Origin of the sequence: Sporosarcina ureae DSM 2281 (genome assembly GCF_000425545.1) — a bacterium.
Taxonomy (GTDB): Bacteria; Bacillota; Bacilli; order Bacillales_A; family Planococcaceae; genus Sporosarcina; species Sporosarcina ureae.
In genome coordinates, this window is the sequence record NZ_AUDQ01000024.1 from 17,723 (window position 1) to 31,545 (window position 13,823).

Annotated in this window: 11 protein-coding genes; 2 read left to right on the forward strand and 9 right to left on the reverse strand. The window is 40.6% G+C overall.

All coding sequences use genetic code 11. The annotated features are described in order from the left end of the window. Positions 1–126 precede the first annotated feature (126 nt). The 6 genes from H605_RS18165 to H605_RS0115695 all read right to left on the reverse strand — a co-directional run bounded on the left by H605_RS18165 (position 127) and on the right by H605_RS0115695 (position 8,396). Entirely contained in the window at positions 127–753 is a 627-nt protein-coding gene (locus H605_RS18165; protein ID WP_162141905.1) for a nuclease-related domain-containing protein, read from the reverse strand. Positions 754–1,141: 388 nt separating this feature from the next. Next, complete coding sequence (locus H605_RS0115680; protein WP_029055077.1) at positions 1,142–2,926, reverse strand: choline/carnitine O-acyltransferase; 1,785 nt, start codon at positions 2,924–2,926, stop codon at positions 1,142–1,144. A 27-nt stretch (positions 2,927–2,953) separates the two neighbouring features. Next, positions 2,954–3,076, reverse strand: a complete 123-nt coding sequence (locus H605_RS19630; RefSeq protein ID WP_257788255.1) for a hypothetical protein — start codon at positions 3,074–3,076, stop codon at positions 2,954–2,956. A gap of 9 nt (positions 3,077–3,085) precedes the next feature. After that, complete coding sequence (locus H605_RS0115685; RefSeq protein ID WP_029055078.1) at positions 3,086–5,134, reverse strand: transglycosylase domain-containing protein; 2,049 nt, start codon at positions 5,132–5,134, stop codon at positions 3,086–3,088. A gap of 362 nt (positions 5,135–5,496) precedes the next feature. Further along, positions 5,497–6,948, reverse strand: coding sequence for a M20 family metallopeptidase (locus tag H605_RS0115690; RefSeq protein ID WP_029055079.1), 1,452 nt, complete (start codon positions 6,946–6,948; stop codon positions 5,497–5,499). Then, a complete protein-coding gene (locus tag H605_RS0115695) occupies positions 6,945–8,396 on the reverse strand; it encodes a sodium/glutamate symporter (protein ID WP_029055080.1) in 1,452 nt (483 codons plus the stop codon). The genes H605_RS0115690 and H605_RS0115695 overlap by 4 nt, the downstream gene beginning before the upstream one ends. A gap of 433 nt (positions 8,397–8,829) precedes the next feature. Between H605_RS0115695 and H605_RS0115700 the strand changes: the two genes are divergently transcribed. After that, positions 8,830–9,036 carry a hypothetical protein gene (locus H605_RS0115700; protein ID WP_029055081.1) on the forward strand — a complete coding sequence of 69 codons (207 nt, stop codon included), beginning with the start codon at positions 8,830–8,832 and terminating at the stop codon, positions 9,034–9,036. Between the two features lie 59 nt (positions 9,037–9,095). Beyond that, positions 9,096–10,154, forward strand: a complete 1,059-nt coding sequence (locus H605_RS0115705; protein WP_029055082.1) for a hypothetical protein — start codon at positions 9,096–9,098, stop codon at positions 10,152–10,154. A 114-nt stretch (positions 10,155–10,268) separates the two neighbouring features. On the opposite strand, the gene H605_RS0115710 is transcribed toward H605_RS0115705, so the two are convergent. The 3 genes from H605_RS0115710 to H605_RS0115720 all read right to left on the reverse strand — a co-directional run bounded on the left by H605_RS0115710 (position 10,269) and on the right by H605_RS0115720 (position 13,429). Continuing rightward, the gene (locus tag H605_RS0115710; RefSeq protein WP_029055083.1) at positions 10,269–11,201 is read right to left on the reverse strand and encodes an NADP-dependent oxidoreductase; all 933 of its coding nucleotides are present in this window, start codon (positions 11,199–11,201) and stop codon (positions 10,269–10,271) included. A 176-nt stretch (positions 11,202–11,377) separates the two neighbouring features. Beyond that, complete coding sequence (locus tag H605_RS0115715; protein ID WP_156875518.1) at positions 11,378–11,896, reverse strand: hypothetical protein; 519 nt, start codon at positions 11,894–11,896, stop codon at positions 11,378–11,380. A gap of 123 nt (positions 11,897–12,019) precedes the next feature. Further along, complete coding sequence (locus H605_RS0115720) at positions 12,020–13,429, reverse strand: YfcC family protein (protein ID WP_029055085.1); 1,410 nt, start codon at positions 13,427–13,429, stop codon at positions 12,020–12,022. Positions 13,430–13,823: the final 394 nt, after the last annotated feature.

Sequence of the window (13,823 nt, forward strand, 5' to 3'; positions counted from 1 at the left end):
AGATAAGTAGATATTGATTAAAGGTACATGTGGATGAAACCTTCGTGATTGTTTAAACATTCATGTTTGCTTCATACCTAATGTTATTTTCCTACAACTGCTTCCTACAACGTCATTGCCACTCTTCTACTTTACTTTCTTGCCCGGCGTGGCGCTATACTTCATCCGTACCTGTTGCAAGTGCGTTTTCTTGATCTTCCTCTTTTCCTCTTTCGGAAGATCTACAAGCTGATCTAGATTACTAATTATGCCGTTCACCTGATTGTCAGTGAGCCGTAGTCTATCGTCTTGCTGAATCGCTTTCACCAATCCCCGATAGTGAACAACTTCAGCTGACCGGAACGGTTCTTTGAATTTTAATTCCACTTCGTTAGAGAAGGCGATGATGGAGCGTGCAGGTAGGTTAGGCAAGTTCAGACGGCTTTTGAGCGCTTCTATGTGACCGTAGTTCTGCCGTATCGGATTGTAGAATTTCTGTTTGTTTTTATAGATGACCTGCGTCCAGTATTTTTGATTTTCACTGCCGAAGATCCACCCTTTATAGTGCTTTGTTTCGATGACGTGCAGGCCATATTTGGAGACGACTACGTGGTCGATCTGCGTCAATCCGTACTGGGCATCCTCTACGTAGAGATCATGATAGGCTCGGTACTCTTCGCCAAGCTTTTCAAGCTGTTTCCGTATGGTTCGCTCGCCGACTGCACCGCGCCATTTCGGCAGCTGCAACTGAACGACAGTTGTAAGAACCACCATGGCCACCAGAAACCAGAAGGCTTTCAATTTCAGGATATATAATAGGGTGGCAAAAAATAACTCCATTTTGTATTCGCTCACTTTCTACAACTAATCTATTTACTATATACTTCCATATTATCGAAGCATCAGAAAAAAGTCACGATACTCTAGCTAACAAAAAAGTACCTGTGCATGAAACTTTCATGATTGTTTAAAAAATCACGTTTGTTTCTCACACAGGCACCTTATTTCCATTGAGTTCTTCTTCATTTTCATTAAAGCACCTTACAGACGCGGAAATCTTGGGATAGTTTCAAAGTTATTTTAAAGAAAAACGCCAACACAAAAACTCCGGCAGTTTATATAAACCAATGGAGTTTTTATAGAGGTACTAGCAATCAAGCATTTAAAGAATACGGTTCACTATCTGTCGTAACTCCAAAAATGCATCTTCCAAATGATTTGTTAACTTCTGCGCATGATCTGCTTCATCCGCACTTGAGGAGATATTAATAGAAATCGTTTGATCTAATAAAATATAAGCGAGCCCAAAACCGCCTTCAACGACTGGGCCGAATATCCGATACTTTACATTGTCATAAGCCATACCACTTGTCGAAATAAAATCATGACGCATTGTCAAATAGCCAGTGTCGCTAAAGAGTGCAGGTGTATCCGTCATACCGATGTCTACCCCGTGCAACTTATACATTTGCTCCAGGCCGTACATATGCCTTTCAACACCGAATCCTTTACGGCACCTTATGATTCGATCTGTATGAGCCGCACTTGCCTTTTGCATTAAAGCATACAACACTTCATGACTCTCTTCACCGTTTTCTAGCGCTTTCACCAAATTCAGCTTCTCCATACTGGTCGCTCTCGCACATTCTGTTCTTCCCTCATAAAATGCACGGACTGAAACGGGTTCATAAACGCTTCTACATACGCCAAACGTTCTGTACTGTGCAATTTGTAAGGCCATATGGAAAAAAGCGTCCGGACTAATATCCATTTTTTTGATTTCATCTGAACCAAAGCTATTGAAGGTTGTCGTTTTAATAGAAAACTCTTTTTTGACTCTTGCATGATCTTTTTCGCATCTCATTAATGACTTCTCAATTTCCGCGGATAATTCCCATTGTTGTTTTTCCATTAGAGTCGGTTCAGCTGTATATATGGTTTCAGGCTCTTCACTTTCCAGGCCTTCATTTACATAGCTAATGACAGCAAATATCGTCGTACCATCAACCGAAGAATGCTCGATGCTATAACCCAATTCACCTTTATTAGTGAGGATTACTTGGATGGTTTTATCAAAGTATTTGTTCGTTCCATTTAACATTAAGTTCTCAATCGCTTCTTCGGAATTACTACTTTCTTCATCCATAGACAGGACAATGAGCGAATCCGCTATCGCTTGTAGATGATCCGCATTCACTTTAGATACGGTGAGTTGATCATATATCTTCGCAGCTTCGTCTCTTTTCGCAGTTGTAAAAATTCCTACGTTGGCGCCTTCACTTTGCTCTTCTTGAAAGGTTCTTTCAATTGCGTTTGCGATTTCACGGCTATGATACATTTCACCTTCACTATTTGTTACGTTCACTTTATACACATTTCTTTTATATAAAAGAATGACATGGTTATTTCTTTTCTCAAATGCCGCTAGTCTAAATTCATCTCTTTCTACTTTTGGAATGCGAATGGACTTAAAAAACTTCTTATATTGACTCATATCTTGGGGCACACCATTTTTTACGACGGCCGCTACTTCGCCATCAATTATTAAATGATAGAATTCCGTGACTAAACGGCTTACCTTTCCGGCAAGTTCCGCACGCGTATATCGATTTTCATGCTTTTTATTATCCAATAAAATATTGAAATGCATCCCCGTTGGTAAAGGATCACGGAATTTCAAATACATATCATCCCATAAAGGCTTTAGCCAACTACCTTCCATTTTGACATCCAATTCGTACAATTTTTTTTGAAGTCTTTCTGCGTCTCCATCCACTTTGAAGAAATGGTTAACAGCCTTCGTAGTTTCTTCAAGTTGTTGATCGTTTACAAGAGGTTCAACCCATTCAAGAAGTTTCTCTTTTGTATTCGTTAATGGCGGTATAGGTAAAGATGGTAATTCATTTGTGTATGCAAATGTCTTTTTTATAATAATTCGTCCCTTCATGATTCATTTCTAAGCGATTATCATTTTTCATGCTAAAAAGAAGATCGGATTTCCAATCTTCTTTTCGAGCAATGTATTTATTTTTGCATTCAATAAAATCATTAAACCGAAATCAACTTGTAATCGTGATATGCATCGTTTGTTTCTCACACAGACATCCTAATTAAACCATTCCCGGCCCCACTCTTCAACCTTCTCCCAAAATTCTTTTTTCTTCTTATCCTTCTCTTTTTTCTTCTCTTCCTTTTCTCTTTCTTCCTTTGTCATGTCCTTCTGCTTAGTCAGCTCTTTTATTTCTTCTTCAATTAACGACAAATCAAATTTCTTCACAGTCAATTCGCTGGATGACTTTGAAACAACTTGCGCAAAAATGGGCGGCGCGGTAACGCTACTAGTGGAGGTTAAATAATGATCGGCATCTGTTTGATCATATCCGAGCCAGACCGCACCGGCAATGTCCGGTGTATAGCCAACGAACCAATGATCTTTTGAACCGTCCACTCCTTCAAACGGGAGCTGTGTAGTGCCCGTCTTCCCCGCCACGTCTATACCGGAAATTTGTGCTTTTTTCGCAGTGCCTTCCTTTACAGCCCCTTGTAGCATATAGGTCATTTGCTGGGCGACTTCCGCATCTGTCACCTGTACAGACTTTCCTCGCCACTTCCCTAGCACTTTTCCTTCCGAATCTTTTATTTCTGTAATCGCATGGGCTTCCTCCATCACTCCATCATTCGCAAACGCAGAAAACGCTTGAGCCATCCGCAAAGGGGAGGTTCCTTTGTTCAGCCCGCCAAGCGCCAATCCAAGCGTCCGGTCCTTTTTTTCTAATGAAATTCCAAACCGTTTCGCCGCATCCACGCCGTTTTTGATGCCAATCTGATCCAACAGCCAGACGGCAGGGATATTATATGATTGTGCGAGTGCATCGTACATCGTCACTTTCCCTCTATAGTTCTGATCAAAATTTTTCGGAGAGTAGCCATCCATATCGATTGGTTCGTCTACAAGCAAATCCGACATATGGTACCCGTTCTCAAGTGCTAGAGTATAGACGGCAAGCGGCTTGAACGCAGATCCAGGCTGCCGGATGAGGTCCGTCGCATTATTGAAACTTCCATGCGTATATTCTCCTCTCCCACCGACTAAGGCTAGGATCCCGCCCGTTTTAGGGTTCAGGAAAACAGAGGCACTCTGCAAAAGTTGATCTGGCGTGCTCTTCGGAAAATTACTATCATCCGCATACACTTCTTCCAGTGCATTCTGGACCACCGGATTTATTTCTGTCGTAATATGCAAACCGCCTGACAGCACTTCATTTCTCGTCAAATGGTACATATTGACCGCTTCGTCCACAACACGATCGATATAATACGGATATTTCCCTTTATAATCTGGCACTGTCGAATCAGTCAGTGCTAGTTTCTGTCCAATTGCTTCATCGTATTCTTCCTGACTAATATACTGTTCACGAAGCATCAACGACAACACCAGATTACGCCGATTCACCGACTTTTCCATATTTTTCGTAGGCGATAAATGCGACGGCGCTTTAATGATGCCTGCTATTGTCGCAGATTCGCTTAACGTCAATTCACTGACATCCTTACCGAAATAGGTCTGCGCCGCACGTTGAACTCCCCACGCCCCGTCGCCAAAATAAATTTGGTTAAGGTAACGTTCCATGATCTCCTCTTTCGAATACACCCGTTCAATCTTCTTTGCGAGGATCAGTTCTTTGAATTTACGTGAGTACGTACGCTCCTGCGTCAAAAAGACATTTTTCGCAAGTTGCTGCGTAATCGTACTGCCCCCTGCCACGATTTTACCTTTGAATGCGTTCTCGAGTAAGGCGCGTCCCATCGTAAAATAATTAATACCGTGATGTTTATAGAATCGTTGATCTTCCACGGAGATGACTGCTTCAATCAACGTATTCGGAATCTGGTCGATCAATACACCTTCAATATTCGAATTCGAAACCTTACTAATGACTTCTCCGTTCGGGTCGTAAATAACGGTCGATCTTGGTGCGGGCTCTTCGAGTTTACTTACATCGCTGAATGTGATGAAGACATTCAGTATGAGTAATGCGCAAAGAACGACAAGCAGTCCACTGATGCATACGAAACGGAGAATCTTATTCTTCAGGCTGATTTTCTTTTTGGGTGTTTTTTTACGTTGTTGTTCTTTATATTCGGATCTTTTCATATGGGTTTCACCTGCTTTATTGCTGAGGATTTTTACTGGTAGTATACAGCATAGTATAGACGATGGGGGTGTTTGAAGGTTGCGGGTTTTGTCGTTTGGGGGATTTTGGTAGGAGTTGGCGAATAAAATGAAAAGTACCTGTGCGGGAAACTTTCATGATGGTTTACACATTCACGGTTGTTTTTCACACAGGCACCGTTCACTAGTGTTGCACACCAATAAAATGCAGTAAAATTTTGAATAGTATAGTGTTTTATCTTTACGAAGACACAAAAAACTCCTATTGTAGATAGGGACGACGATTAAATCGGTTCCCTACACTATCAAAAGGAGTCTTACTCATGAAGTGTATTTTCAAGACTTCACTTTAATGCAGAAGGCTGTACATCTTTTGGAATTGGAGACTTATATGGATGATCTTTGAACTTTTCATCATGCTCTTTCTTAATTTCGTCAAGCTTCTCCGGATCCTCTATCACTTCGATTGCGGTCAGGGCCATCGTTATTCCTGCACGTAACATGCTTTGATGTGCAACTGATGAAATGCCCTGCGTCACCATTTGCCATGAATGGAAAGGTGTTCCCTTTGCGTATGCAGCTGTTGAACATTGTGCAGTCGGTACTACCCAACTCACATCTCCTACATCCGTCGAGCCCGACATAGCCCTATCCGTTGGAGTGTACTCGCTGACAAAGTCAGAAATATAACGATCTTTCATTTTGGCTTTGTCTTTTTCCGCTCCCATACCGAACATTTCCATTGTACTAATCGCGCCCTCTTTTTCAGCTTCATTTAACGTATTCCAAATATCTTTTGCGTACGCTACGTCATCATCTGAGTAGGAAATATCTTCTTCCAGATCTTTCAGTTTACTGTACATGATTTTTTCTAAACTTCTATTCGGCATGTAGTTTGAACACGCTTTGTCTATTTCTATAGACACGGAAGTTTCGGTCATTAATGCAGCGCCTTCGGCAATTTTACAAATCCGTTTATAAATTGATTCTACGTCTTTTAGTTGCGGCGAACGAATCAGGTACAAGACTTCTGCATCTGCCTGAACAACGTTTGGAGAAGTACCTCCTGTATTCGTTACAGCATAATGGAATCTCGCATCCGGTTCTACATGCTCTCTTAAGTAGTTCACCCCAACGTTCATTAATTCCACCGCATCTAATGCACTTCTTCCGAGGTGCGGAGATGCTGCCGCGTGTGAACTGATTCCTTTAAAACGGAAATACACTTGGTAGTTGGCTAAAGAACTCATACCCATGACACCGTTGTTAGAAGAAGGATGCCATGTTAACGCAAGGTCCAAATGGTCAAATGCGCCTTCACGCGCCATGAACGTTTTTCCTGAACCACCTTCTTCTCCCGGGCAACCAAAATATTGAACTGTGCCTGGCAGATTATTGGACTGTAAATACTCCTTCACCGCAATCGCTGCTGCAAAAGAACCGGTACCTAAAAGGTTATGTCCGCATCCATGCCCGTTTCCACCTTGTACAACAGGCTCTTGTCTAGCAGAGAGACCTTTTTGACTCAAGCCGGACAATGCATCAAACTCTCCGAGAAATCCAATAACCGGATTCCCCGTTCCATACGAACCTACGAAGGCTGTGCTGATCCCGGCAATGTTTTTCTCAACGACAAAGCCTTGCTCTTCCAGTGCACCCATTAAATAATCGGCAGATGTATATTCTTCAAATCTCGTTTCTGGATGTTCCCAAATGAAATCACTAATTTCTTTAAGCAATTCACTCTTTCCTAAAATCGTATCTTTTACAAAAGAATTTACATGATTCATTTTCATAAAGCTTCCGACTCCTTATTTAATTGTTTCACACTCTTTACATTGGCTTTACTGACGACTAACAATAAGATAATGGCGGCTAAAACGACTCCAGTCACTAATGCCAGTCCCGCTCCAACCCCCTGATCTACTAGGACTCCAAATGTAAGCGGAAACATAACAAATGCAAGAATAGAGTTAATCGAATATCCTACGGAATAATCAGTCAGCGCTGGTGATTTGAATTCAGGATCTACCATTTTCAATAGCATGATACCTGTAATAAATACTCCGAAATTTGTTCCAAGAACCGCTACGCTTCTCTCAAACCAGAAATCTCCGTAAAACTTTTTACATAGCCAATACGCAGCGAAAATTGTAAACGCTCCCACTACAATCATCATAATGGTAATCGGCACGATGTAAGTTAAAACTGCTTTTACAGGCATACTGACAATGGCGGCAACAACTGCATAGTCTGTGAACAGACTCGAAATCTTTGATGTTGTGGGGCCATCTACGATCCAACTTAAATTCAACTGGCACATTATCCACCAAATTACATACATCACAATAATTGCATATGCCCAAATTGGGACACTCGCAATAATAGGGACATTGAATTTCTTTACTAACATAAGCAATCCATAGGCAATACCGCTTCCACCTAAAATTAAAGCCAGATGAAAAGTGAGGGTATCAATAGAAGAACCTAACGTTGTTTCTTTACCAAATGTCTGTTGTTTTTCTACGTCAGATTGGTAACCTTGCTTCATATCTTGCGGGAAACTTCCAGGACCGCTTAAAAATTTTGTATATCCTTTTCTTGCTGCGATATTGATCATAACGATACCGATTAAAATACCGCCAATTAAACCAACAGTCGCAGTTGTTACTGTAACTCCTTGAGCAATGTTCCAATAAGGCTGATTCATCGATTGCAATAAGCTTCCTACGACGCCTGCAGTACCATGGCCTCCAGCAAAACCGGCACCTACCTCTGTACCGAACGTAGGGTAAATGTCTGAAATCACACCTGTTTTATCAAAGATATAGTTTAACGCAATTCCGATCACGTTATGGCCTTGGCTAATGATAACTAAAATCGCAAACATAATGAGAATATTTCTACTTGCATTACTGTTCTTTTTCTTCTCACTGCCTGCATTCACTTGAGCCTGTTCTCTTTTCTTTTCTAGCCTTGATTTAAACTTTACTCCAAAAGGTACGCTGGCAACTACAGGGACTATTAAAATTCCCGGGAGCAAAGCGTAAATGGTTATCCAATTTTCGGGAATCGGAATGATCGCATAATTCCCCAATATAACAGGACCAAGCAAAAGTCCTACAAACCCACCGATAACCGATGCTGGTAGAAACAGAGATTGTAAAAACTTTAGTCTCGCTCTTAATACGGTTCCAACTAGTAAAAACCCACTTAGGGCTGAAAAAGCAATTAATAAATCCATAACATATCTCCTTTTATATTAATTTACTTAGTATGTTGAAACAGTTGTCCCCCCTCGCTAACCCGTATGTAAGCCCTTACTTTCTTGGGAAAGTTCATGCCAAGTTACCAGAATCACTTGCCGCCTTCTTTTCTCCAGTTAGTTTCCGAGCGTCCAAACATTTTAGAATGTTTTCGGACGCTGTCTGAAATAAGTATACAAAACCTTCTAACTAGTGTCCATTCTTTTTTTATAAATTCTTTTTATTGGCTCTATTTCGTAAGTGTCTATGACAGGAATCAAGACGATTCTCTTTGTTTTATTCTGAGAAGTTCGGATTCATATAGTGCCGAATGAAATGCATCTACAATTACCTATCTTCTAGAAAAGTCACAAATTCCGCCCAGTTTAATGGTAATATAATATACAGAGCAAAACTAAAAGGAGTTTTTTAATGATTAAAATTGGGATTATAGCCGCCAAGGGGACTATCGAAAATTTCAAACCAATATTTAAGACTTTTACTGATCAATGCGAATATTATTTTTTACCTTATAACAGACTTCAAGAAATCCATACGATTTTCCAGCAGAATAAGAGGCTATTTGACGGCTTTATTTTTGGCGGTCCATTGCCATATTTTTTCTGGAAGAAGAGCTGAAAAATTATACGAAGCCAGTCGTATATGTAGACTTAACACCAGAAGATTTTTATAAGCATTTGTTCAAAGTTACCCAACAATTTAAAGGCATTGATTTTTCCAGGGTAGTCATCGATTATGTATGGGGGAAAGACCGCCTTCGTGAACTCGAATCCTTATTGCCGGATAACAAAACTGTCCATTCCATTGAAAAAACAATTGATTTTAAAAACATCCAATTATATGAAGAGATATTAGAAAGTCATGTGGAACTATGGGAAAAAGGCTTGATAGATTTATCGATTACACGTACAGCCAACCTCGTGGATTTGATGAAGGCGAAAGGTTTTAATGTCTACTATATGGGGATTTCCGAAGATACAATCAAGAAGAAAATAGAAGAGTTAATTACACACATCAAGTTTTCAAATCTAAAAGAAAACCAAGTTGTCGCCGGCTTTATTGATAGTCCCGATGCCGCTAGTACTTCAGAAAATGAGCTCATTCAAATATCCATTTACAAGGAACTTTTGGAATTTAGTGCTCAGAACGACTTGCAACTTGTCATTCAAAGGCATGATAGCTCCTTTGAAATAAGTACGTCTTATGGAGAGTTGCAAGAAATAACAAACAATTACCATACTTGTAAGATGATTCGTTTTCTAAAAGAAAGGTTATCATTTGAAGTGTATGTTGGATGGGGAATCGGAAGGACATTCACTCAGGCAGCTCAACATGCCAAGCTTGCCTATCGTGAAGCTAAGTCATACATAGACTCATGTACGTTCGTAATCGACGATACACAACATCCAATGGGGCCGCTTGGATTCAAGGAAGCTGATGATACCGAAATGAACATCTACAGTTGGAAGGAGATAGAGCAACTGAGCCAACAAGTAGATATTACGATTTCCCAACTGCAAAAAGTCATCACTGCAATCACTAGTTTGAAAACAAATGAATTGACCAGCAAAACTGCAGCTGACGTATTAAACATGTCCGAAAGAAGCACAAATCGCTTATTAAACCAACTTGTCGAAAAAGAACTTGCAACTGTCGAGTCAAAGAAAATTAATGGTCTACAAGGAAGACCAACGAAAATTTATACAGTCAACTTGCCTTTTTTGGATCGTCAGTGATGAAGTCGAGTGAATTTCTTTCGCAAACGGTACCAGGTCCCCACACAACTCTGGTTCAATTCAGAATTGTTTCCGAATTGTGTTGGGACCTGGTACATTCTTCTAGCTGGTAACTTATTGAATCGTAATCACAATTTTACCTTTTGCATGATGCGTTGCACTTAGATCATGGGCTTCACGCAATCCCTTTTCTGTTAATGGGAATGTATGACCAATATGAGGTTGGACTTCTCCTTTTTCCATCAGTTGTCCCAGTTCTGCCAGTTGCTTCCCATTTGGATTCAGCCATAAAGATTCTGCGGTAATGCCATTCGTTTTCGCTTTCTCTACATTTGGCTCACCTGCAATGGAAACGAGACGACCGCCTTTCTTCACAACATCTAAACTCTTCTCTAAAATGTCACCGCCCATCGTGTCTACTACTAAGTCGACGTCCTTTACAACATCTGCAAAATCAGTGGTTTTATAATCAATGAATTCATCCACACCGAGCTCTTTCAAAAATGCTTCATTCTTACTGCTCGCCGTAGAAAACACGTAGGCTCCGAAGCTTTTGGCAATCTGTATGGCAAAGCTGCCCACACCACCAGATCCCGCATGAATAAGAACCTTATCTCCTTTTTTCACTTGCCCAAAGTCTACCAGGCATTGCCAAGCGGTTAGGCCTGCCAACGGAACGGATGCTGCCTCTTCAAAACTGAGATGATCCGGCTTGAACGCCACCAATTCCTCATCGACCGCCACGTACTCGCTGTATGTTCCATTCTCCATGCTGGGACGCGCGAATACCGCATCCCCCTTTTTGAACTGAGTGACCTGGCTTCCGACTTCACTGACAATCCCTGCTGCATCCCAACCTAAAATTAACGGAAACTCAAAAGGCATGGCGTCTTTCAGATAGCCCTCCCGTACTTTCCAGTCAATCGGATTAATAGAAGTTGCGTGCATTTCAATTAATATTTGCTGATCTTGAATCTCCGGTTTTGGAAGTTCTTTCTCTACTAACTGTTCCGACCCACCATATTGTTCAATTACGATTGCTTTCATTTCAACGACACTCCTTCTGATTACTACTCTTCACGGATAGTATTACCTGTACTTCCTATACTGTATACCCTGAATCATTCATCTCAATCGGAGAAGAGAATAGTAAAAGGTACCTGCGCAAGAAACATTCACGTTTATTTCTCACACAGATACCTAATTTTAAAAAGAACATCTAGTTACATTTTTGAATAGATGTCCTTCATTTTATTTTCGAATTCAATATACTTCGTTTCATACCCTTCAAGATGTTCACCATTCGCCCCGAACTTCCCTACTACTTCTGCTGCAGCCGTCTTTAGCTCTTCGAAGTCTTCAGTCATGCCGAGTTCTTCAATTTCTTCATGGAAATATCCGATATATGTAATGGTCGATTCAGCAAGAAATTGTTCAGCGTGCGCAAATTTCTCTCGATAGTCAGATCCCTCTTTCATGCTATTTACGGAGTCTTCAACGAAATTTTTTATGCTTGAATATTCCGAGAAGAATGCTTCTTCAAGGTCGTCGGTTTCTTCATTGAATTCGTTGACCATTGGTGCACGTTCCATTACTTCGACTTTTGACTCATTGTCTTGTGCCGGCTCGACATTTTGCACTGGTGAATCAACTTGCTTCGTTTTTTCGTCATCCGTTCCGCAACTCGCTAACAATAGCCCAAGGATAACAAACGATCCCAATGTACTATTCATCTTTTTCAATTCAAACTCCCCTTCCATTTTTACCTTATCCTAACATATTCCTGGAATTTAAAATACCTGCGTACGAAACTTTCATGAATGGTTAACCATTCACATTTGTTTCTCACACAGGTACCTTGTTTTTTAAGAATAGTTAATAAATTGCGCGATGAATAGGAAGACAATAGCAAGCCCATACCAGATTAAGAGAAGAGGCCAAATGAATTTTACCCATTTCGTCCACTGGATTCCCGCAATTGCTAAAGCTGCCATAAAGTATCCCGACGTTGGATAGAAAATGTTCGAGAAACCATCTCCGAATAAGAAGGCAAGTACTGCTGTTTGCCTAGATACACCTGACAAGTCTGCAAGCCCAGACATAATGGGCATAGTAACCATCGCTTGTCCACTTCCCGATGGAATTAGGAAGTTTAGTAATCCTTGGACCACTAACATGATCGTAGCCGTAACACTACTTGGCATTGCTGCTACTAGATTCCCAGCTGCATACGTAATAGTATCCATAATATTTCCGTCATTTAGTACAACTGCGACTCCACGTGCGACGCCAACGACTAACGCCCCTAAAAGAATATTTTTAAAACCTTCTATAAAGGATTCCGAAATTTGAGAGACCCCGAGACCTCCAACAAGGCCCACAACAACCCCGGTCAATATATATAAACCAGATAGTTCTCGGAAATACCAACTGTGTTCAAACAAGCCCCAAAGTAATACACCAAATGCAATCAACACTACAACAGAAGCAAGTTTTTGCCTTGTGGTTGCTTTTTTCTCATCCGTAACTAGCACTGCTTCATTCTGAGTTAAATCAGAAGCGTCATATGTAAAACTCAACTCGGGATGACTCCGCACCTTTTTAGCATATCGAACGACGAATCCTATTCCAACTAAGAGTATAATAGCAAGAATAACAATTCGATAACCCATTCCAGAATATAACGGGAGTTGAGAAACCGTCTGGGAAACACCTAAGTTTGCAGGAGATGTGAGTGCAACAGTAAATCCAGAGATTGTGGCCACAAGCACTGTTCCTGCTGCTGTAACTTTATCAAAACCGAGTTTCAGCATGAGGGGTAAAATAGCAGGCAAGTAGATTAAGGATAATTCAACTTGACCCGTAAACGTAGTAATAATTGCAAAAGGGATCATCAATATCGGAATCACCCATAGTCCTCTATTTGAAAACATATTTGCTAATTTCCCAACACCGATACTAATAATTCCAGTTCGTTCAATGACTGCGAACATACCGCCAATCATCAAAACACCAAAAATAATTTCTGCTGTCTCAATCAACCCAGTGGGAACCGCAAACATAAAATCAAATAGACCAACCGGTGTCCTTTCAACCAATTCAAACGTATTGGGATCAATAACCTCCCTACCGTCTTCCATCGTCACACGTTCGTACTCACCTGCAGGCACGATATAACTGGCTAGAGAAGCCAAGATTATAATCATAAACAGGATAACGAAAATATGTGGCATTGAAAATTTCTTCTTTTCCCTTTTCACTTCACTTTCTTTCATTAAAACGTACCCCCTCTTGCACCATTCACACGACTCCCTACACTTGTGTAAACGTTAAACTAGATTCAACAGCTTTCAACAAATAAGAATCAACAGTTTTCCACAAAAAAATCTACTTTCTATATACTGAAGCTAGTCTATAGAAAGAGAGGTATAGGAAGTGGAAAAGTGGATGGTTTACAATGAAATACATAGATTGCGTAAAGAAGGATTCTCTAACAGTGCAATCTCCAGAAAGCTCAAAATTTCTAGAAATAGGGTGATTGATTATGGGAAAATGAAACCAGATGAATTCTTCAAATTCACATTGTCTTTACAGACTAGAAGTAAGAAGTTAGATCCCTATCGAGATCAAATACTTGAATGGTTAAAGGAGCATCCGGATCTTTCCGGA

Excerpts from the sequence above, each read along its gene's own strand:
- H605_RS18165 (WP_162141905.1), bottom strand. The coding sequence starts at position 753 with ATGGTGGTTCTTACAACTGTCGTTCAGTTGCAGCTGCCGAAATGGCGC.
- H605_RS0115690 (WP_029055079.1), bottom strand. The coding sequence starts at position 6,948 with ATGAAAATGAATCATGTAAATTCTTTTGTAAAAGATACGATTTTAGGA.
- H605_RS0115685 (WP_029055078.1), bottom strand. The coding sequence starts at position 5,134 with ATGAAAAGATCCGAATATAAAGAACAACAACGTAAAAAAACACCCAAA.
- H605_RS0115680 (WP_029055077.1), bottom strand. The coding sequence starts at position 2,926 with ATGAAGGGACGAATTATTATAAAAAAGACATTTGCATACACAAATGAA.
- H605_RS0115700 (WP_029055081.1), top strand. The coding sequence starts at position 8,830 with ATGATTAAAATTGGGATTATAGCCGCCAAGGGGACTATCGAAAATTTC.
- H605_RS0115720 (WP_029055085.1), bottom strand. The coding sequence starts at position 13,429 with ATGAAAGAAAGTGAAGTGAAAAGGGAAAAGAAGAAATTTTCAATGCCA.
- H605_RS0115710 (WP_029055083.1), bottom strand. The coding sequence starts at position 11,201 with ATGAAAGCAATCGTAATTGAACAATATGGTGGGTCGGAACAGTTAGTA.
- H605_RS0115695 (WP_029055080.1), bottom strand. The coding sequence starts at position 8,396 with ATGGATTTATTAATTGCTTTTTCAGCCCTAAGTGGGTTTTTACTAGTT.